The organism is Alicyclobacillus cycloheptanicus, from assembly GCF_028751525.1.
Lineage (GTDB): Bacteria > Bacillota > Bacilli > Alicyclobacillales > Alicyclobacillaceae > Alicyclobacillus_L > Alicyclobacillus_L cycloheptanicus.
In genome coordinates, this window is the sequence record NZ_CP067097.1 from 1692443 (window position 1) to 1712803 (window position 20361).

General features: G+C 58.6%; 28 protein-coding genes. 26 read left to right on the top strand and 2 right to left on the bottom strand.

The genetic code is table 11. The annotated features are described in order from the left end of the window. Positions 1-9: 9 nt before the first annotated feature. The 19 genes from rpsE to JI721_RS07915 all read left to right on the top strand — a co-directional run bounded on the left by rpsE (position 10) and on the right by JI721_RS07915 (position 11369). On the top strand, positions 10-507 hold the full coding sequence (rpsE, locus tag JI721_RS07825; RefSeq protein ID WP_274457460.1) for a 30S ribosomal protein S5: 498 nt from the start codon (positions 10-12) through the stop codon (positions 505-507). An 11-nt stretch (positions 508-518) separates the two neighbouring features. Continuing rightward, entirely contained in the window at positions 519-710 is a 192-nt protein-coding gene (rpmD, locus tag JI721_RS07830; RefSeq protein ID WP_274457461.1) for a 50S ribosomal protein L30, read from the top strand. Positions 711-731: 21 nt separating this feature from the next. After that, on the top strand, positions 732-1175 hold the full coding sequence (gene rplO, locus JI721_RS07835; RefSeq protein WP_274457462.1) for a 50S ribosomal protein L15: 444 nt from the start codon (positions 732-734) through the stop codon (positions 1173-1175). A gap of 1 nt (position 1176) precedes the next feature. Continuing rightward, complete coding sequence (gene secY, locus JI721_RS07840) at positions 1177-2457, top strand: preprotein translocase subunit SecY (RefSeq protein ID WP_274457463.1); 1281 nt, start codon at positions 1177-1179, stop codon at positions 2455-2457. Between the two features lie 28 nt (positions 2458-2485). Next, the gene (locus tag JI721_RS07845) at positions 2486-3145 is read left to right on the top strand and encodes an adenylate kinase (RefSeq protein WP_274457464.1); all 660 of its coding nucleotides are present in this window, start codon (positions 2486-2488) and stop codon (positions 3143-3145) included. A gap of 9 nt (positions 3146-3154) precedes the next feature. Further along, a complete protein-coding gene (locus JI721_RS07850) occupies positions 3155-3487 on the top strand; it encodes a KOW domain-containing RNA-binding protein (RefSeq protein ID WP_274457465.1) in 333 nt (110 codons plus the stop codon). Beyond that, on the top strand, positions 3474-3692 hold the full coding sequence (gene infA / locus JI721_RS07855) for a translation initiation factor IF-1 (protein WP_021296639.1): 219 nt from the start codon (positions 3474-3476) through the stop codon (positions 3690-3692). The genes JI721_RS07850 and infA overlap by 14 nt, the downstream gene beginning before the upstream one ends. 58 nt (positions 3693-3750) lie before the next feature. Further along, positions 3751-3864: a 50S ribosomal protein L36 gene (gene rpmJ, locus JI721_RS07860; RefSeq protein WP_029421856.1), complete on the top strand. Its 114-nt coding sequence runs from the start codon at positions 3751-3753 to the stop codon at positions 3862-3864. 179 nt (positions 3865-4043) lie between these two features. Beyond that, a complete protein-coding gene (gene rpsM, locus JI721_RS07865; RefSeq protein ID WP_274457466.1) occupies positions 4044-4412 on the top strand; it encodes a 30S ribosomal protein S13 in 369 nt (122 codons plus the stop codon). Between the two features lie 21 nt (positions 4413-4433). After that, positions 4434-4841 (top strand): 30S ribosomal protein S11, encoded by a 408-nt coding sequence (gene rpsK / locus JI721_RS07870; protein ID WP_274457467.1) that lies wholly within the window; start codon positions 4434-4436, stop codon positions 4839-4841. A gap of 92 nt (positions 4842-4933) precedes the next feature. Continuing rightward, positions 4934-5560 (top strand): 30S ribosomal protein S4, encoded by a 627-nt coding sequence (gene rpsD, locus JI721_RS07875; protein WP_274457468.1) that lies wholly within the window; start codon positions 4934-4936, stop codon positions 5558-5560. A gap of 53 nt (positions 5561-5613) precedes the next feature. Beyond that, complete coding sequence (locus JI721_RS07880; protein WP_274457469.1) at positions 5614-6552, top strand: DNA-directed RNA polymerase subunit alpha; 939 nt, start codon at positions 5614-5616, stop codon at positions 6550-6552. A gap of 40 nt (positions 6553-6592) precedes the next feature. After that, positions 6593-6955, top strand: a complete 363-nt coding sequence (gene rplQ, locus JI721_RS07885; protein ID WP_274457470.1) for a 50S ribosomal protein L17 — start codon at positions 6593-6595, stop codon at positions 6953-6955. A 124-nt stretch (positions 6956-7079) separates the two neighbouring features. Then, complete coding sequence (gene truA / locus JI721_RS07890; protein WP_274457471.1) at positions 7080-7859, top strand: tRNA pseudouridine(38-40) synthase TruA; 780 nt, start codon at positions 7080-7082, stop codon at positions 7857-7859. A 53-nt stretch (positions 7860-7912) separates the two neighbouring features. Continuing rightward, on the top strand, positions 7913-8353 hold the full coding sequence (rplM, locus tag JI721_RS07895) for a 50S ribosomal protein L13 (protein WP_274457473.1): 441 nt from the start codon (positions 7913-7915) through the stop codon (positions 8351-8353). A gap of 19 nt (positions 8354-8372) precedes the next feature. After that, complete coding sequence (gene rpsI, locus JI721_RS07900; protein WP_274457474.1) at positions 8373-8765, top strand: 30S ribosomal protein S9; 393 nt, start codon at positions 8373-8375, stop codon at positions 8763-8765. Between the two features lie 146 nt (positions 8766-8911). Then, entirely contained in the window at positions 8912-9640 is a 729-nt protein-coding gene (locus tag JI721_RS07905) for an N-acetylmuramoyl-L-alanine amidase family protein (RefSeq protein WP_274457475.1), read from the top strand. Positions 9641-9668: 28 nt separating this feature from the next. Continuing rightward, positions 9669-10127 (top strand): hypothetical protein, encoded by a 459-nt coding sequence (locus JI721_RS07910; RefSeq protein ID WP_274457476.1) that lies wholly within the window; start codon positions 9669-9671, stop codon positions 10125-10127. A gap of 150 nt (positions 10128-10277) precedes the next feature. Next, positions 10278-11369, top strand: a complete 1092-nt coding sequence (locus JI721_RS07915) for an Mrp/NBP35 family ATP-binding protein (protein ID WP_274457477.1) — start codon at positions 10278-10280, stop codon at positions 11367-11369. Positions 11370-11449: 80 nt separating this feature from the next. Here the strand turns inward: JI721_RS07915 and gerD are convergent, their stop codons facing one another. Beyond that, the gene (gene gerD / locus JI721_RS07920) at positions 11450-12109 is read right to left on the bottom strand and encodes a spore germination lipoprotein GerD (protein ID WP_274457479.1); all 660 of its coding nucleotides are present in this window, start codon (positions 12107-12109) and stop codon (positions 11450-11452) included. A 112-nt stretch (positions 12110-12221) separates the two neighbouring features. Here gerD and JI721_RS07925 point away from each other — a divergent pair, with 112 nt between their 5' ends. Continuing rightward, complete coding sequence (locus JI721_RS07925; protein ID WP_274457480.1) at positions 12222-12935, top strand: KinB-signaling pathway activation protein; 714 nt, start codon at positions 12222-12224, stop codon at positions 12933-12935. Positions 12936-13038: 103 nt separating this feature from the next. Here the strand turns inward: JI721_RS07925 and pdaB are convergent, their stop codons facing one another. Beyond that, a complete protein-coding gene (gene pdaB / locus JI721_RS07930; RefSeq protein WP_274457481.1) occupies positions 13039-13779 on the bottom strand; it encodes a polysaccharide deacetylase family sporulation protein PdaB in 741 nt (246 codons plus the stop codon). Positions 13780-13921: 142 nt separating this feature from the next. Between pdaB and JI721_RS07935 the strand changes: the two genes are divergently transcribed. The 6 genes from JI721_RS07935 to glmM all read left to right on the top strand — a co-directional run bounded on the left by JI721_RS07935 (position 13922) and on the right by glmM (position 20029). Next, positions 13922-14575, top strand: coding sequence for a stage II sporulation protein M (locus JI721_RS07935; RefSeq protein WP_274457482.1), 654 nt, complete (start codon positions 13922-13924; stop codon positions 14573-14575). A gap of 56 nt (positions 14576-14631) precedes the next feature. Continuing rightward, positions 14632-15534 (top strand): arginase, encoded by a 903-nt coding sequence (rocF, locus tag JI721_RS07940; protein WP_407654083.1) that lies wholly within the window; start codon positions 14632-14634, stop codon positions 15532-15534. 173 nt (positions 15535-15707) lie between these two features. Continuing rightward, the gene (locus tag JI721_RS07945) at positions 15708-16385 is read left to right on the top strand and encodes an SGNH/GDSL hydrolase family protein (RefSeq protein ID WP_274457484.1); all 678 of its coding nucleotides are present in this window, start codon (positions 15708-15710) and stop codon (positions 16383-16385) included. Positions 16386-16496: 111 nt separating this feature from the next. Beyond that, entirely contained in the window at positions 16497-17315 is an 819-nt protein-coding gene (gene cdaA, locus JI721_RS07950; protein ID WP_274457485.1) for a diadenylate cyclase CdaA, read from the top strand. Next, complete coding sequence (locus JI721_RS07955; protein WP_274457486.1) at positions 17315-18535, top strand: CdaR family protein; 1221 nt, start codon at positions 17315-17317, stop codon at positions 18533-18535. The genes cdaA and JI721_RS07955 overlap by 1 nt, the downstream gene beginning before the upstream one ends. Before the next feature lie 153 nt (positions 18536-18688). Next, on the top strand, positions 18689-20029 hold the full coding sequence (gene glmM, locus JI721_RS07960; protein WP_274457487.1) for a phosphoglucosamine mutase: 1341 nt from the start codon (positions 18689-18691) through the stop codon (positions 20027-20029). Positions 20030-20361 lie beyond the last annotated feature (332 nt).

A 20361-nucleotide genomic window follows, 5' to 3' on the forward strand; every position in this document is an offset into this window, starting at 1 on the left:
GGTGAGTCAGTGCTGATCGATCCGAGTCAATTGGACCTTTCTGAAAAAGTTGTTTCGGTGAACCGCGTCGCGAAGGTCGTGAAGGGCGGTCGTCGTTTCTCCTTCTCCGCGCTGGTTGTCGTAGGCGATGGCAATGGCTATGTGGGCGCCGGACTGGGAAAGGCGGCGGAAGTGCCGGACGCGATCCGCAAGGGCATTGAAGACGCCAAAAAGAATCTCATCCACGTGCCGATGAAGCACACCTCCATCCCGCACGAAGCCTTGGGTCACTTTGGCGCAGGCCGCGTGTTGATTAAGCCGGCTCCGGAAGGCAGCGGTGTGATTGCAGGCGGGCCGGTTCGCGCCGTGCTCGAGCTGGCGGGGATTAAGGATATCGTGACGAAGTCACTGGGTTCCGCGAACCCGATTAACATGGTTCATGCCACGCTGGATGCGTTGAAGCGTCTGAAACGCGCAGAGGAAGTCGCGCGCTTGCGCGGTAAGAGCGTCGAAGAGATTCTCGGATAGGAGGGTGTACAGTGGCGAGTAAATTGGCGATTACGCTGAAGAAGAGCCCGATTGGCCGTCCCGAGAACCAGCGCAAGACTGCGTTCGCATTGGGTCTGCGCAAACTGCAGCAGACCGTGGTGAAAGAAGACACGCCGACCATTCGCGGGATGGTGCAGCGCATCTCGCACCTGGTTGAAGTGAAAACCGTAGAAGAAGCCTAATGAATGAGGGAGGTGTCAGTTGTGCAGTTGCATGAACTCCGACCAAACGACGGTGCTCGCCGCGAGAGAAAGCGTGTGGGGCGCGGCACTAGCTCCGGCATGGGCAAGACGTCCACGCGGGGTCACAAGGGCCAGTGGGCTCGCTCAGGCGGCGGCGTGCGCCCAGGGTTTGAAGGCGGGCAGACGCCATTGTTCCGCCGGCTTCCGAAGCGCGGCTTTACGAATGCTCGGTTTGCAAAGAACTACGCGACAGTCAATCTGGAACGTTTGAACGAGTTGCCGGAAGGCACCGTTGTGACGCCAGAATTTTTGCTTGAACAGCGGATTGTTCGCTCCCTCCAGGACGGCATCAAGGTGCTCGGACGGGGCGACTTGAATGTGAAGTTGACCGTTCGCGCGCAGGCGTTCTCCGAGAGCGCGAAGCAAAAGATCGAGGCGGCAGGTGGCACCGCAGAGGTGATATAAGGTGTGGCAGACCTTCGCCAATTTATGGCGGCTCAAGCACTTGCGGACGCGGATTTTGTTCACACTGATGGTCATTGCGTTTTATCGCATTGGCACGTACTTTCCGGTTCCCGGAATGAACACAGCCGCGCTCTCCAATTCGCAAAACAACGCGTTTTTTAACCTGATGAACATGTTCTCGGGGGGCGCGTTTTACCGATTCTCCATTTTCGCGATGAGCGTTACGCCGTATATTACGGCGTCCATCATCATGCAGCTTCTCCAGTACGGTGTCATCCCGCGGCTGGAGGAGTGGCAGAAGGAAGGGGAATCGGGCCGCCAGAAAATCACGCAGTTGACCCGGTACCTGACGGTCGGACTTGGCTTGCTCCAGGCAGCCGGGTTGACGTATGAATTTGCGCGCAGCGGCTACCTGTATTCGAATACGTGGTGGTCCTACGTCGTCATTGTGCTTGCGCTGACCGCGGGCGATACGCTGCTCATGTGGTTCGGCGAGATGATTACGGAAAAGGGTGTCGGCAACGGCATCTCCATTATCATTTTCGTGAACATCATCTCGCGGTTTGGCCAAATGGGGCAGGAAATTTACCAGAACTGGTTCTACGCCCATCCGACGGATTTGTTCCTGAACATCCTGAAAGTCCTGTTGCTGCTCGCTGGCATTGTCGTGATTTTCGGCTTGATTGTGTATGTGCAGCAGGCTGAACGCAAGATCCCGGTGCAGTATGCGAAACGGGTGGTTGGGCGCACGGTCTACAGCGGCCAGCAAACGCACATTCCGCTGAAGGTCAACGCGGCGGGCGTGATTCCAGTCATCTTTGCAACGTCGCTGCTGATTTTGCCGTCGACGATTGCGTCTTACTTTACACAGCACACGTGGGCACAGGCGATTGAGCGCTATCTGTACCCGAACTCACCGTGGTTCATCGGGGCGGAGGTCGTGCTCATCATCCTGTTTACGTTCTTCTACACCCATGTGCAGTTGAACCCGGCGCAAATGGCCGAACAGCTGCAGAAGCATGCCGGGTACATTCCGGGTGTACGGCCAGGCCAGGACACGGAGACCTACATTATTAAGGTCGTCAACCGGATCACGGTGTTTGGCTCCATCTTCCTTGGTGTCATCTCGGTCTTGCCGTTTATTCTGCTGTCCGGCATGAACCTGACGGACGTGTATTTTGGCGGAACGTCGCTGTTGATCATTGTGGGTGTAGCGCTGCAGACGATGCAGCAGATGGAAGGCCAGCTGTTACAGCGTCACTATCGGGGATTCATCCGATGACAGTTGGCGGTTCGAAGGGGGACCTGGGATGCAGCTCATGATGCTTGGTTTGCCAGGCGCAGGGAAAGGTACGCAGGCAGCGCGGCTCAGTGAAGCGTATGGGATTCCGCATATTTCGACCGGGGATATGTTTCGGGCCGCGATTGCGGCACAGACGCCGCTGGGACGGGAAGCGCAAAAGTACCTCGACAGCGGTCGATTGGTTCCCGATGAACTGACCATTGGCATCGTCCGCGAACGCCTGCAGGAACCGGATACGGCAAACGGTTTTGTGTTGGACGGCTTTCCGCGGACACTTCCACAAGCAGAGGCGCTGGACGACACGCTGAAGTCCTTGCACAAACCCCTCGATTGCGTGCTTTACATCCACGTGCCGCAGGAGGTTTTACTGGCGAGGCTCACTGGGCGCCGAGTCTGCAAGTCGTGTGGAGCGACCTATCATCTGGTGTATCAGCCTCCGAACGTGGAAGGGCGCTGCGATCGCTGCGGCGGCGAGTTGTATCAACGGCCGGACGATACCGAAGAGGCTGTGGCGACACGCTTGCAGGTTTACTCACAGACTGCACCGCTGGTCGATTATTATCGAGCGAGAAATCTTCTGCGTCAGGTGGATGGCGAGCAGTCGATTGACGCGGTGTACGCGGACATCCATCATGTACTGGCTGAAATGCAGTCCGGACAGAGGTGACTTCGGGGTATGAAGACACCGAAGCTGCCTGAGCTTGGGCAAGTCGTCGAAGTCATGCGCGGCCGCGATCGAGGATTGTTTGCCGTTGTCATCGGCCACGTTCCGGACCGGTTCGTTCAGATCGCAGATGGCGACAAGCGAAAGGTCGATAAAGTGAAGATCAAGAATGTGCTTCATGTTCGTCCCATGCCTTATGTGGACGGCGACATCGCACATGCGCTGCGAAACGGCGAGAAAATCACGAATGCGAACCTGCGGTATGCTTTGCGGCGGTTTTTGGCCAGTCGAGTACAACATGATGAAGTCTGCGATGAGGAGGGAGTACAGCGTGGCGAAGGATGACGTCATTGAAGTGGAAGGCAAAGTCATTGAGCCTCTCCCGAACGCGATGTTCAGGGTGGAGCTTGAAAATGGGCACAAAATCCTGGCGCACGTGTCTGGGAAGATTCGGATGCATTACATCAAAATCCTTCCCGGCGACCGTGTCACTGTGGAATTGTCCCCATATGACCTGAGCCGTGGTAGAATTACCTACCGGTACAAGTAAATGATACTGGCTCTCAGTCTCACAACTTGTTATGATACCGGAATGAGGAGGGTGTGAAATGAAGGTTCGGCCATCTGTCAAACCGATGTGCGAAAAATGCAAGGTGATTCGGCGCAAAGGTACCGTCATGATCATCTGCGAAAACCCGAAACACAAGCAGCGCCAAGGTTGATAGACGCGCACACCGGGTGTGCAGCGTTGGCATCGAAGTCACACTTGAATCAACCGCGGTTTGCAGCGCGGCTGCCCTCAGATGCTGACTGCGCAGGAAGTCTCTGTGTTCGTCACGACCAGAGGGGTCTGCGACCGTGTTTGAATAGATGAATATCCTTATGGAGGTGGAGCAGGCGCATGGCTCGTATCGCAGGCGTAGACTTGCCGCGTGATAAGCGGGTTGAAATTGGTCTGACCTACATTTTCGGCATTGGGCGTACCACGTCCAACAAGGTGCTGAAGCAGGCGGGCATTGACCCGAATATCCGCGTCAAAGACTTGACGGAAGAACAAGTGATTCAGCTTCGCGACGTGATCGACAAGACCCTGAAGGTAGAGGGCGACCTCCGTCGCGAGATCGCGTTAAATATCAAGCGTTTGGTTGAAATCGGATCGTATCGTGGGTACCGGCATCGCCGTGGGCTCCCGGTTCGGGGACAGCGCACGAAGACCAACGCACGCACGCGCAAGGGTCCTCGTCGGACCGTCGCTGGGAAGAAGAAGTAAGCCTAGGTAAGGAGGATCCGCATGCCGAAAGCACAGCGCAAGGGGACGGCCGCAGTTCGCACGAAGCGGCGTGACCGTAAAAATATCGAATTTGGCGTCGCGCACATTCGCTCGACGTTCAACAACACCATCGTGAGCATCACGGACACCGCCGGGAATGTAGTTTCCTGGTCCAGCGCCGGCAACGTCGGCTTCAAAGGTTCCAGGAAGAGCACGCCGTTTGCAGCGCAAATGGCCGCGGAGACCGCAGCTCGCACGGCGATGGAGCACGGCATGAAGTCGGTGGAAGTCAATGTGAAGGGTCCGGGTGCCGGCCGCGAAGCGGCGATTCGTTCGCTGCAGGCTGCTGGCTTGGAAGTCAGCGGCATCCGCGATGTCACGCCGATTCCGCACAACGGCTGCCGGCCGCCGAAGCGCCGCCGTGTCTAATCGCGTTTCACAGCAAAACAGACTAGTATGTGCAGGACAGATGGATTCTAGTCCTGCAGGGTATAGATCAAAATGGAGGTGTCAACACTAGGATGGCAAGATATACCGGACCAGTATGCCGTCTGTGCCGCCGGGAAGGGGTCAAGCTGTACCTCAAGGGCGAGCGCTGCTTCAGTGAGAAGTGCGCAATCGACCGTCGACCGACGCCGCCCGGACAGCACGGACAAGGACGCCGGCGCAACTCTGAATACGGGTTGCAGCTGCGGGAGAAGCAGAAAGCACGCCGTTACTATGGTGTTTTGGAGAAGCAGTTTGAGAGCTACTATGATGAGGCGGCTCGCCGGCAGGGTATTACAGGTGACAACCTGCTCCGCATTTTGGAGAGCCGGCTGGACAACGTCGTCTACCGTCTCGGGTTTGCTGCATCTCGCAAGGAAGCCCGTCAACTCGTTCGCCACGGTCATTTCGACGTCAACGGACACCGGGTCGACATTCCTTCCTATTTGACGAAGGTTGGCGACGTCATCCAGATCCGCGAGAAGAGCCGTCAGGCAGGACGTATCAAGGAATTGCTGGAAGCAGCAGAATCCAAGACCATCGCTCCGTGGCTGGAGCTTGATTTGGCGAATTTCAGTGGGAAGGTGACTCGCCTGCCCGAACGTGATGAAATTGATACGCCTGTTGCGGAACAGATGATTATCGAGCACTACTCGCGGTAATCGTCATCGCTGTCCGTTTCAGGCCGGGCCAAGGTCGAGGAGGAGGGTTATGGATGATCGAAATAGAGAAGCCGAAAATTGAGGTTGTGGAGCACACCGGAACGTACGGGAAATTCGTAGTAGAGCCGCTCGAACGAGGCTATGGCACGACGTTGGGGAATTCCCTCCGCAGAATCCTGCTGTCTTCGATTCCAGGCGCGGCTGTCCGGTCTGTGAAGATCGAAGGGGTTCTGCACGAATTCTCGACGATTCCGGGTGTCGTGGAGGACACGACACAGATCATCCTCAACCTGAAGCGGCTCTCGTTGAAGATTCACTCCGATGAGGAGAAAGTGCTTGTCATCGACGCGGATCAACCGGGCGACGTGACGGCAGCGGACATTCGTGCAGACTCGGACGTCGACATCGTCAACACCGACCTGCACATCGCGACGCTGACGGAAGGCGCGCACTTCTATGCCGAACTCCGCGCGGGACGTGGACGCGGTTACGTATCCGCCGACCGCAACAAGCAGGAGGAGCAGGAGATTGGGTTGATTCCGATTGACTCCATCTACTCTCCAATTACGCGGGTCAACTATTCGGTTGAAAACACCCGCGTCGGACAAGTAACCGACTACGATAAACTCACCCTCGAGGTTTGGACAGACGGCAGTATCGCGGCAGAAGAAGCGGTGAGTCTCGGAGGCAAAATCCTCACCGAGCACTTGCTTTTGTTCGTCGGCCTCACCGACCGCGGCAAGGATGCGGACATCATGGTCGAGAAGGAAGAGTCCATGTCCGACCGCGCGCTCGACATGCCGATTGAGGAACTGGATTTGTCGGTGCGTTCCTACAACTGTCTGAAACGTGCGGGCATCAATACGGTCGCGGAACTGTGTGCGAAGACGGAAGACGAGATGATGAAGGTACGCAATCTCGGCCGCAAGTCGCTGGAAGAAGTCCTGGAGAAGTTGACATCGCTGGGATTGTCGCTGCGCGAAGACGACTGAGCGACTCGGCTGCAGGTCGAACACAAAGGAGGGGAATGGCGTGTCATACCGCAAGTTGGGACGGACCACCGGGGCGCGTAAGGCCCTGTTTCGGAGCCTCGTAACGGATCTCTTTCAATACGGTCGCATTGAAACGACCGAAGCCAAGGCGAAGGAAATTCGGAAGACGGCTGATAAAATGATCACGCTGGCGAAGCGCGGCGATTTGCACGCTCGTCGTCAGGTGGCTGCATTCGTGCGGCCAGAACCCGTTTCGGATGATTCCGATCTGGATGTGATCCAAAAGCTGTTCACGGAAATCGCGCCGCGCTTTGCAGACCGCAATGGCGGATATACGCGCATCCTGAAGCTGGGACCGCGCCGCGGGGATGCGGCACCGATGGTGATCATCGAGCTGGTGTAAGGATTGTGCTTTGTCTGTGCCGCGGGCGCGAGTCGGAAGGGCAGCTTTCAAGGACGCTTGCATGTGGGCAGCGGTGAGACCTCACGGACGCGAGGTGCAATCGTGATCTGAAGGCGGTGACGGGATGCCGAAGATCCGGGCAACAGTCGCGTATGATGGGACCGAGTTTCACGGTTTCGCGCGTCAACCGGGCTTGCGGACGGTTCAGGGGACCTTGGAACAAACGCTGGAACAGCTGATGGGGAAGCCGGTTGAGGTGTTTGGCTCGGGTCGAACGGACGCGGGGGTGCACGCGCGGGCCCAGGTGGTTCACTGGACCCAGGATGTAGGACCGTCGCCGGACCGTTACCCGTACGTTTTCCGTCGGATTCTGCCGCCTGACATTGTGGTCCAGAAAGCCGAGGTCGTGGATGAAGCCTTTCACGCCCGGTTTTCAGCCATACGGAAAACGTATCGGTACACGGTTCAGCGAGCCGATGTGGAGGATGTCTTTACGAATCGATATGCGTGGCACATGCCGCGCGCTTTGCGCCTTGCGGAGATGCGAGCGGCCGCCGGAAGTCTGGTCGGAGAACACGACTTCACCAGCTTCTGCGCGGCGGCCACACCCGTCGAGAACAAGGTGCGAACGGTCTATGCGATCGAGTTCGAGGAACGCGGCACTTATTTAGATATCTACTGCACAGGCAGTGGATTTTTGCAGAACATGGTTCGAATCATCGTCGGTACGCTCATCGATGTAGGTCTTGGAAAGCTGGACCCTTCTGCGATGCCAAAGATTTTGGCAGGACGAGACCGCCGGCTGGCCGGACAGACCGCGCCTGCGAAAGGGCTGTGCCTGTGGCAGGTCGACTACGGGGACGATGCGGTGCGATTCGATTCGAACGCCCGGGCGAAATCTTGACCTGGAACGCAACCATGCGATACACTAAATCAGTTGTAGGAGGGAAGATGACCATGCGAACGACGTATATGGCAAAGCCGAACGCGGTTGAACGCAAATGGTATGTCATCGATGCCGAGAACCAGCGCGTCGGACGACTGGCGACGCAAATCGCGGCCATTCTGCGCGGAAAACATAAACCTGAATTCACGCCGCATGTGGACACCGGCGACTTTGTCGTGGTGGTCAATGTGGATAAAGTCGTGTTCGCCGGCAACAAGATGGACACGAAAGTCTACCGTCGGCACTCAGGTTATCCTGGCGGCTTGAAGGAAGTGACCGCGAGGGACCTGCTGCAGAAGCATCCGGAGCGGATTTTGTACAGTGCTGTCAAGGGCATGCTGCCCCACAACTCGCTGGGGGCGAAGCAGTTGACAAAGCTGAAGCTGTATGCGGGGCCGGAGCACCCACATGCGGCGCAGCAACCGATTCCGCTCGAAGTTTCGACTCACTAAAGAAGGAGGGATGGTCGCCTTGGCGCAACTTCAGTATTGGGGCACAGGACGACGCAAGCACTCTGTGGCGCGCGTTCGACTGCTGCCTGGCGATGGCAAGATTGTGATCAACAACCGCGAACTTGGGGACTACTTTACCTTGGAGACCCTGAAGCTCATCGTAAAGCAACCCTTGTTGCTGACAGATACGGCCAGCCGCTATGACGTCTATGCGAACGTGTACGGCGGAGGCATTTCAGGTCAGGCTGGCGCTGTGCGTCACGGAATCGCGCGCGCGCTCCTGCGGGTCGATCCAAACCTGCGTCCAACGTTAAAGAAGGCTGGGTTGTTGACGCGCGATGCACGCATGAAGGAACGGAAGAAGTACGGACTCAAGGCTGCACGCCGCGCGCCCCAGTTCTCCAAGCGGTAATCCTTCAGCACATTGGACAGCAGCAATCCATTGGATAGCAACAATTGACAAGAGGTGCCGTGAGGCATCTCTTGTTTGCGTTTTGCGTAGACTGTAAGTGGACGACCTGTACCAACAGATGACAGACATCAGAGGTGTTGACCTGGATGAAATCCATGCAGATCCGGTGGCGCAGACGAGGGCTGACAGCGCTCCTCACGCTGCTGACCACCCTTGCGGTGGGGTTCACCGGTGTGCCGACGGCACACGCAGCTGAACCGGGATTGACAGGAAAACGAATTGTGATTGACGCCGGCCACGGCGGGCGGGACGGCGGTGCACAAAGCGCGGGCGGCCTGATTCAGGAAAAGACCATCACGCTGGGGGTCGCCCTCCAACTGGCCGATCTATTGCGTCAAGCCGGGGCACAGGTGTATTTGACGCGCGATCACGATACAGACCTGACCCTTCCGAGCGACGTTGGCCGCCGACAGCAGGCTTCCTTGCGGGCCCGCACCCGCTTTGCGAAGTCGAAACACCCCGACGCCTTCATCAGCATCCATTGCAACGGCGCGCCGTCCCCGGCGTGGCGCGGCGCCCACGTGATTTACCAGCATGACAACGAAGAAGGCAAGGCGCTCGCGGAGGTCATGCAAGCGGCGTTTCGCGATACCCTGCTGCCCACGCACCGCGCCGTGGATGACGCCTCGACCCTCTACCTGTTGAAGCGCATTCCGGGGCCGGCCGTGTTAGCGGAAATCGGGTTTGTCACCAACCCTGAGGAAGCCAACGCACTTCGCCAGAAGGCCTACCAGCAGCGCGTTGCCTTCGCCATGTACGTCTCCCTGCTGTCCTACTTTGGAGATGCGGCGGGGGATGCAGAGGAAACGGGGTAAAAGACCCTTTCGTGGAGGGGGATGAACCATGAGCAGCCGAGGGAGTCAGTCAGGCTGGCGCTGGGGGTGTATCGGCCTGGCGCTGGTTGGGCTGCTCGTCTGGTGGACGCATCAACCCAGTTCCGCTGGCAAGGAAGCGGCCCGCACGAAGGCCGCGTTTGAACACACGGTGCCAACCCGGCTTCACGTCGCCTATACCGGAAAATCCTGGCGCGGGCAGCCGCTCTACGTCCTCGAGAACGAATCCACACAAGCCCTGCAAAACCTGCAAATTTTCAACTGGAACAACGACCCGCTCCCCCTGCTCTGGGTCGGATCCCGACCGCCAAACGAATACGAGCAGGCGAACTCGACGGTCCAGCCGCCCCTGACGCTTGCGCCTGGGCAGCAGGTCTGGTTTGAGATGAGCGAACGTCCGCCGCAGAAGCTGACTGTCATGTGGCTGGGAGACCAGCATGCCATCTACGAAACTGTGAATGTTCACTGAGGGCGGCTCGCGCCCGGGCGAAGGCGACGGAGGCGTGACTCGGCAAGGGAGGCCTGCGCCAAGGCGGACAGGTCCGCGACACCCGTTTGGCATCGTCATCCTGATGATGTAAACTTGAACACGAGTACGGCAGTGAGGGGGCGAACACTCGTGATCACACGTGAACAGGTGCTTGAAGTACTCCGGGATGTGGAAGACCCGGAAATTCATAAAAGTATTGTCGAACTGGAAATGGTCAAGGACATCGACATCCGCGGCAGTCACGTCAGCGTGGAAGTGCTTTTGACGATTCGTGGGTGCCCGCTGCACACCACGATTGAGAACGCGGTCCGGGAGAAGCTGTTGGCGCTGGACGGCGTGGAAACGGTCGATGTGAAAATTGGCCACATGAACGACGAGGAACGCGCGAAGTTTACGTCGAAGCTGCGGGGCCGGCCCGAGCCGCAAAGCGTGCCGCCGATTCTTGCGCCGGATTCCGGCATCCAGTTCATTGCTGTGGCTTCCGGTAAGGGCGGCGTGGGCAAGTCCACCGTCACCGCCAACCTGGCAAAGGCGATGGCTGCACAAGGGCTGCGTGTGGGCATCATCGACGCCGACATCTATGGGTTCAGCATTCCGGGCATTTTCGGGGTGAAGACAAAGCGGCCCACTGTGATTGACGACCTCATCATTCCGATTGAGGTGGCGGGCGTCAAGCTGATTTCCATGCATTTCTTCGTTCCGGACAACAGTCCGGTGGTCTGGCGCGGACCCATGCTCGGCAAGATGCTGCGAAACTTTTTCGGGGAAGTTCACTGGGGCGACCTGGACGTGGTGCTGCTCGACCTTCCGCCAGGCACCGGGGACATTGCGATGGACGTCCACCAATTGCTTCCGAAGAGCAAGGAAATCATTGTCACCACGCCGCAGGCTGGGGCGTCAGACGTCGCTGTCCGGGCGGGCGTGATGGGCATGCGCACCAACCACGAAATCATCGGTGTCGTGGAGAACATGTCGTATCTTGAATGCGGTCACTGCGGAGAGCGCACGTATGTGTTTGGCCGCGGAGGCGGAGAACGCGTTGCTTCTGAACTGCGGACGGAGCTGCTCGCACAGATTCCGCTCGCAAACATGGATGAACAGGCGACGCCGCTGTTTGAGGAAGGGACGCGTCAAGCGGAGGTCTTCCACGCGCTTGCGCAGAAGATCGTCGACAAGACGGGGCTCGGTCAAGCGGTCGCCGCCGAAAGCCGGACATCCTGACGCCGCATGGACACACACAACAGCCGCTGCCTGCGGACCTTTTGGCCGGGCAGCGGCTGTTTGTTAGTACGCCGCGTTGATTAAGAACCACCGGAGGAACCGCCGCCGCCCGACGACCCACCCGACGATTGGCCGCTCTGTCCGCTTTTCGACTGGCTTTGCCCGCCTGCCGACTGCATGGATTCGGAGACCGCCTGCTTCAACGCGTCTTCAAACTGCATTCGGAAGCTGGGGGTTTGTAAGGCGTCGGTCATGATTTGCATCACCTGCCCGCGGAACTGCGACGACTTCATCAGGGTGTTCAAGTGCTGGGTAAAGTCCGGGGACTGGAGCAGAACCATCATTTCCTTCTGGTATTCCGGGTCTTTCATTAATTGTTTGGTCGTCGAAATCAACTCGGGTTGAACGGCTTTTGCCAATGCGGCTGCAAAAGCTGGGTCCTTCGCCTGCTGGGCCAGGAAATTTTGGTTTTGCTGGCTCTGCAGCGATTTTTCCACGGCCTTCGCGATGTCCGTGTTGGAAACGACGATTTGGCTCTTCAGCGTGGGGTCTTTGAGAATGTTCTCAATGGCGGTTTTCCCGTCGTTGGACTGCAAAATATCGAGCACCATTTGTTTGGTGGTCCCATAGTCCTGCGTTCCGGCTCCGCTGACGTCTGCGCCAGCGCTTCCGCCAGCTCCGCAGCCCGCCAAAAGCAGCGCAAACAGCGCAAGGGGCCATTTTTTAAGGATAGGCTTCACACCGGCCAACCTCCCGAAATCCCAAAGTAAGCGTACGCTCAGTATGCGTTGCCAAGTAGCGCGTTATGCGGCAGTACGGTATCATGAAAACTGGACGCAGGGGGGGCTTGGCATGCGGTTAAACGCATTCATTTTCTTCTTGACAAGTACCATCGTGCTCGGGGCAATCGTCGGCGTCGCCACTTCAGCGCTTGGCATCCATCTGTTCTGGTACACCGGCATCATCGAAGGCGGATTTCTGGCGACCACTTGTCTGATGGGGTTTTGGGCTTACCTGACGCTCAATTTCATTGCCAACATGACACTGCCAAAACGCGTGTGGAAATGGGCCCAGGCCCTCATTCTCTGTGTCGTGATTTACGACATGTTCTGGTCCCGGTACAAATTGGACGCCGCCCGGCATCCGGGAACCCACATCAGCTATTGGCCCTTTTTGATTGAGGGTGCGTGGCCTCTGTGCGCCGCCGTGTTGGCAGCGATTTGGAAGCGCAAACTTTCCGGCAAAGGGAGTTTTCTGCCGACCGTCTTTTTTCTCTACGTTTTCACTATCATCGACTGGCTGCTCGTCATTTGGCACCACAGCGGCGCCGTTGTGAATCAGACCGGCATCGTGATGATGGCTTGCAACATCTACATGATTCTGATTCTTGGGAAACTCTTGTCACCGATTCGCGAGCGCGACGCCGGACTGATCGCGACCGCTGAAGCCAAAGCCGCAGAAAAGGCGCGTGTCCGTGCGGCAAAAGAGGCCAGAAAGGCGGCCAAGAAGCGGCGCAAGTCCGAGGGCAGTGCGGATCCGAACGGTGACCCGAATTTCGTCGAATAGTTGATGTCACAGGATGAACTCGTCTGTACCGGAGACGGCAGACGTTCCGGCTAAGACGAGTTCATGTTCAACGGACTGTCGGCATAGGTTACAGATACACCGGCTATTCTACCTTGGATTGTACTTTCGCCTGGGCCAGGAGCTCGGAGACGGTCACAAACTGGTAGCCCTTCGCACGCAGTCCGTCGATGATTTGGGGCAGCGCCTCGGTAATCTGCTTCGAAGAATCGCTGGCATGCATCAGGATGATGTCACCCGGCTCTGCGCGTTTGAGCACTCGGTTGACGATGGCTTGCGTGCCGGGATTTTTCCAATCCAGTGAATCGGTGTTCCACTGGATGACGGTATAGCCCATCTGGTTCAGGCAGCGCAGCACGCGCGGGTTGAAGTCGCCGTTGGGCGTGCGAATGAGGGTGGGCTTGACGCCGGTGACCTGTTGAATCGACCGCTCGGCGATGGATACCTGCTCGCGAATCCAACTGTCCGGGTAGTTCGAGAAATCCTTATGCAAGTTGCCGTGGCTGCCAATCTCGTAGCCCATCTCGTGAATGCGCTTGGCGGTCTCCGGGTGCCGCAGCGTCCAGGGGCCGCTCAGGAAAAACGTCGCTTTTTTTACCTTTTCTTTTTCCAGCACGTCCAGGGTCGGGTCAGGGACCTTGTTTCCCCACGAGATATCGAACGTCAGGGCGACGACTTTCTGGTCGGTATCCACCTTGTAAATCGCGGTGGGTTTCTTTTCTTTCTCCGCCGCAAGTACCTGGGGCTGCCCTGTTGCTGCAAACACCAAGGCCAGGCAAAAAGCGGCCAACAGGGTGATGACCGTCATCCTTCTTACGGATCGCATTTCCACATCCTCCTCTCAATGCTCGAGCAAAGTGTATGCTTGGAGGACAAGGCCTATACAGTACCGCAGACACAGAGACAGCGCCCCACTGGCATGTGCAGCGAGTCTTGGGCAAAGGGCAAAGGAGGCGACCTGGTTTACCGTGAGGAAGCACGCACTGACCAACAAGCCCGATCGCATCGTCTACTGGCTGATCCCGCTGTTTCTCCTTGGGTTGGGCGTTGCCATGGGCGCGGTTTGGACGACGCACTTTCTTCACCTCTTGCAGCCGTCCCTGCAGCACATCGACGCGTTGGCACAGCGAATCCTGCGCCATGGCACCCCGGTGCAGGCCATCGTCACCGTGTTTTGGAATAATGCGCGGGTCGCGCTGCTGATGATGGGACTGGGCGTTTTCGCAGGCGTCTTTCCCATGTTCACGATGTGGTCCAATGGGTTGATGATGGGCGTGGTGACGGAAGCCGCGGCGGCACAGGCCCACGTCCCGTTCTGGAAGGTGCTGCTGCTCGGGGAGCTGCCGCACGGGGTGTTTGAGTTGACGGCGCTGTGCTGGGCTTCGTCCATCGGGATCCGCCTGGCCGTCGCAGCCATTCTCTCCCTGTGGTCGCTGCTTGCACCCGCGGGGACCGTGGGGCCGGGACCGCTCGCCGCGCGCTCAAATCCCTCCGACAAACGGTTTCAAAGAGAACTGGTCCATGCGGTTGAAAGGCTTCCGTTCATCATGGCAATGTTATTAGTGGCAGCGTGCATCGAAATCACCATCACACCGCATCTGATTGAACTGTATCGACACTAGCCGCGCATGAACCGACGATGAACGTAGGTGCCAACGAAACCTGTGGAAAAAGGGGGATGCACGTGAAGGAATTACGGATCATCGGCGTACCGTCCGACTTGGGACAAGGACGCAGAGGCGTCGACATGGGCCCCAGCGCGATTCGGTACGCGGGGTTGGAGGAACGATTGAAGGACTTGGGGTACCGCGTGCAAGACCTCGGCAACGTGGAAGTTCCGACGCCCGAGATGCACCGAGTGACCAATGAAAAGCTGAAGTATCTGAATGAGGTCAGGAAGGTGTGTGAATCGCTGTACGAACAGGTTCGGCAGGTGATGGAAGCGGGGCATGTTCCGATTATCCTCGGCGGCGATCACAGTATTTCGATTGGCAGCGTGGCCGGGGTCGCGGCTGGGCAGCGGTCGTTCGGCGTCATCTGGTTCGACGCGCACGGCGACATGAATACGGAGGAGACGACGCCGTCCGGAAACATCCATGGCATGCCGCTCGCCGTCAACGTGGGCTACGGTCATCCAGATTTGCTGAACATCGGCGGGTTTACGCCCAAGGTGAAGCCGGAGAACGTCGTGCTGGTGGGGATTCGTTCTATCGATCGCGATGAAGCGGCGCTCATCCGCCAGGCGGGTATCAAGGCTTACACGATGGCGGAAATTGACCAGTTGGGTATGGCCGCGGTTATGAAAGAGGCGATTCAAATCGCGGGCAGCGGCACCGACGGCATCCATTTGAGCCTGGACCTCGACGCGCTCGATCCGATGTTTGCGCCGGGGGTGGGCACGCCGGTCAACGGCGGTGTCACGTACCGGGAAGGTCACTTGGCCATGGAACTGCTGGCGGCGTCCGGAAAGGTCATCTCCGTCGATGTGGTGGAAGTAAACCCCATCCTCGACGAGAAGAATCGCACAGCCCAAATGGCGGTTGAGCTCGTGCAATCGCTGTTTGGGAAGACGGTCATGTGACCTGGCGGTCGGGAGGTTGTCACGTGGGCGGGCGCACAATGCGCGCCCGTCCGTAGGTGTATGAACGGCCGACGCAGGGAGTCCGCGTATAGAGTAACGTACGAGGAGCACGCACCTGCTCCTCTGCTCCGTGAGCAAACCAAGGATTGCTGCGGAAAGGAGGCTGTGCCTGCATGATTTATGCTGCCCTGGGCGACTCCATTACTTACGGTTACTCCGCGACGTCAGATGAACACACCTACGTTTCCCGGATTCAGGCGTCGCTGGCCAAACAGCAGCAGCCTGTGAACCTGTATCTTCACGCAAAACCGGGCTGGACGTCCAGACAGCTTCTCAAATCGCTCGCAAAAACGCCGTCGTGCATTTGGGAGGAAGCGAAGGTCATCACGCTCTTGGTCGGCGGAAACGATATGCTTCGCGCCGCTCCCTGGCTATTGGACAGCAATCCAGGGCACATGGTCAAGGTGGCGGACGCGTTCTATGAAAATATCACGGAAATTATCCAACTGGTGCGCCGTCCGCACTCGGTTCTGATACTCGGCACGGTGTACAATCCTTTTCCCAACTCCCTGATGTGTGAAGAGTACACCGACGTTCTGAACAGGTCGATCCGGTTGGCCGCCGAACGGGAAGGCGTCGTATTGGCGGACATTCGTCGAACGTTTCGCAACCGGGAGTCCAAATTGATTGAAGGGTACCGCCGCGGGCAGCTGCGCGACATGCGCCTTCGAGGCAACCCCATTCATCCGAACGACGCGGGTCACGCGCTGATTGCGCGACAGTTTTTGGTGGCGTACCACCGGAGCCTGGCCAAAAAGCGAGGCACACGGCGGAAGATGCGAGCCAGATAGTGCGGCCTGCCAGTGCATGAACCGCCCCCACTTGACGTAGGGTAGCTCGTACGGAACAATGGTAAGGAAGTCGAGTCACCGGGGCTGGTGACTCAAGTTGGGTGGCGGCGTATGCAATCATGGCTGGCGGTACTCGACAAGTTCAATATCCTTGATGTCATCGACATTCTCATTGTCGCCTTCGTGCTGTATCGCTTTTTGCTGCTGATTCGTGGGACAAGGGCGATTCCGCTGCTCAAAGGCGTCATTGTCATTCTCGTTGCGACGGGGCTGGCAAGCGTCCTGCACCTGCAGGCGCTGAGCTGGCTGTTGAACCGGACCATCTACCTCGGCATCTTTGCCATCCCCGTCATCTTTCAGCCAGAGCTTCGGCGCGCGCTCGACCAACTGGGACGCGGCGGCATCTTTAACTTTTCGTTCGGCAATGCGCGGGCGGAAGATGTGCGTCAGACCATCGCCGAGGTGGTCAAGGCCACGCAGGTGCTGGCCAAGAACCGCATCGGCGCGCTCATCGCGCTGGAACGTACCACCGGACTGACGGAATACGTGGAAACCGGCACGCTGGTGGAAGGCGTTGCATCGTCTGAGCTGCTCATCAACACCTTCATCCCCAATACGCCGCTGCACGACGGCGCCGTGATTATCCGAGGCTCCCGGCTTGTCGCGGCGGCCTGTTTTTTACCGTTGACGGAAGATCGCGACCTGGACAAGAAACTGGGCACGCGTCACCGCGCCGCGATTGGGCTGACGGAACAATCGGACGCCGTCACCGTGGTGGTCTCGGAAGAAACGGGGCAAATCTCGGTGGCTGTGGATGGGGTGCTCACCCGCAACTTAAGCGAGAACGCCCTCACAGAGCTGCTGCAGTCTCTGCTGATGCCAAGGAAAACGGGCACCCTCAATTTCTTTGGCAGAAAGGCGGCGACGTGATGGATCGGTTTCTCCATAACAACACAGTGCTGCGGATCATCGCGCTGGTGCTGGCATTCGCGGTGTGGCTTGGGGTGAATGCGAGCAGCAGCGCCAACGGAACAGGGGCGAACATCGGAATCGCGCAGACCTTCCCGAAGAGCATTCAGGTGCTGGCGCCGGCGAACATGGTGGTGGTGTCGCAGACGCCGAGTACGGGCGCGGTCGTCGTGCGGGCGAATCCGCAGGACCTGGCCAGCCTGCCGGGGGAGATGCTGGGGGTGACGCTGGTCGCCGACGCGCGGGGGCTGACGGCGGGGACACACAAGGTGCAGGTGGCGGCGCTGAACATGCCTGCGCTTGGCTCGCAGAGTTACACGCTGCAACCCTCTGTCATCACTGTCACGCTCGCGCAGAAAGCAACCCGGACGGTGGGGGTCAGCATCCAGACGACCGGGGCGCCAGGCGCCACATACACGGTGGGGAAGCCGACGGCTGACGTCACCCGCGCGACGGTCAGCGGGGCCGCGAGCGCCGTCAACAAGGTGTCGCAAGTCACCGCGACGGTCTCCGTGCAAAACGCCAAGCAGACGGTCACGCACATCGCGAACCTGACGGCTGTGGATGCTTCGGGAAACCCAGTGCCGGGCGTCACGGTCAATCCGGCAACGGCCACGGTCACGGTGCCCATTCAGGCGCCGCTGCAGCCCGTCATGCTCATCCCGCAAGTCATTGGTACGCCTGCAGCAGGGTACGCCGTCGCGGGTGTGAAGATACAGCCCTCTACCATTCAGGCCTCCGGAACCTTTGCGAACAACGGGACGGAGCCGACCATCAATATCCCCGTGGATGTCACGGGTCTCCAGGCGACGAGGACGCTTCACCTGTCGGTGCCGCTGAGTCAAGGTGTGACACAGGCTCAGCCGTCGAGCGTCACGGCCACGGTCACGATTGAACCGAGTCTGTCGAGGACGTTCAGCCTGCCCATTTTGGTGAAACAGCTGACCGGTCAGGAAAAGGTACAGTTCACAGGCACCAAACAGGTGCAGGTCACCGTGGCGGGGCCCAGGTCCATCGTCAGCGGTCTGACGGCCGGTCAGTTGACGGCCTACATCGACGCTTCTGCGCTGACCAACCAGAGCCACGAGGCCACGGTGCAGGTCTTGACACCGGCATGGATTCAGGTCGCAGAGCTCTCCCAAAACCAGGTTCCCGTGCAGGTCAGCGGCAAGCCGTCTTGATGGAAAGGCCATTTGTAATTCTCTCCATTGTACGATCGAGCGGTTCTGTGGCAGAATGAATGGGAAATTCCAGCAAGCACGGAGAGGACCCTCCGCGGTTTCGGAGGACCTCTTCGACGTCTTTGAACAACTTGAAAGCGGGAGGGGACGCGGTTGTCCCGTTTGTTTGGTACCGATGGGGTGCGCGGAGTCGCGAACCGGGATTTGACACCTGAACTGGCTTTTCGGCTGGGGCGCGTGGGGGCGTATCTGCTGACCGGCAGCCGGCCAGGGGCTCGGTTTGTCATTGGAAAGGACACGCGCGTTTCTGGAGATATGTTGGAAGCCGCATTGCTCAGCGGCATTTTGTCCATGGGTGTGGACGCATTGCGGGTTGGCATCATGAGCACGCCGGGGGTCGCGTATCTGACGAAGCACCTTCACGCCGATGCAGGGGTGATGATTTCCGCTTCACACAACCCGGTGGAAGACAACGGCATCAAGTTCTTCGGCGGCGACGGGTTTAAGCTGCTGGACGACGTGGAAGATGAGTTTGAACGATTGATGAACGCCGCGGAGGATGCACTGCCTCGGCCGGAAGGGGTGCATGTCGGGCGCGTGTACGAAGAACCAGGACACGTCGCCTACGAACACTTTCTGCAGCACACGGTGGACAGGCGCTTCGACGGGCTGCACGTGGTCCTCGACTGCGCGAACGGTGCCGCCTATTCCATCGCGCCGGCGGTGTTCGAGAAGCTTGGGGCGAAGGTCACCGTCCTGAACAACACGCCCGATGGCACCAACATCAACGTAGGCTGCGGCTCAACCCATCCACACGTGGTCCAGCGCGCGGTGCTGGAACTGGGGGCGGATGTTGGGCTGGCGTTCGACGGTGACGCCGACCGGCTCATCGCGGTCGATGAATCGGGCGGGATCGTCGATGGGGATTTTATCCTTGCCATTAGCGCCAAATGGTTGCATGACCGGGGGCAGTTGAAGAATGATACGGTGGTAGCGACCGTCATGAGCAACGTAGGCTTCGTGCGTGCCATGGAAGCGAACGGCATCACCGTGCAGCGTACGGCCGTCGGCGACCGATACGTCATGGAAGCGATGCGTCAGAACCACCACATCCTGGGCGGAGAGCAGTCCGGCCACATCATTTACCTAAATCACACGACAACAGGCGATGGCATACTGACCGCCTTGCAGCTTGTGAATATCATGGTAGAACAAGCGAAGCCGCTGTCCGAGCTCGCGACCATCATGGTTCGTTATCCGCAAATCCTGGAGAATGTCCGTGTCAGGGACAAACAGGCTTGGCGGGAGAACGCGCGGATTCAGGAAGCGCTGCGGTCTGGGGAGACGCTGCTTGGCGAAGACGGTCGTGTGCTGGTTCGCGAGTCCGGGACAGAGCCGATTGTGCGGGTCATGGCCGAGGGGCCGGATGAAGGCGTGCTGCGCCGCTGTGTAGCGGACATCGTCAAGGTAGTGAAGGAGGAGCTGGGAGCCTGAACTGTTTAAAGGGAAGGGAGGTGAGGCAAGGAGGATGAACGCGTTCACCGGCTCACGGCATGCACTGACAGCGTCAGGTTCACAAACGGCGGCTCACGCGTAATATGCCTTGTGGGCCAATGACCTGACAGACGCAGGCAGCGGGGAACGCAGGAAGCGGGAAACCAAGTTGCGGCAGCGAATCTGTTCCGTTGTTCGCAATGTGAAGCGCCTGGACTGACAATTGCCTTCGAGGGTTCGGTCGTAGAACGCCCCAATCAGGCCTGCAGGGGTGGTTTGAACCAGAAGGAGTCAGTTGACGCGGAGGAGGTTGGCGAACCATTCGGCGGGTG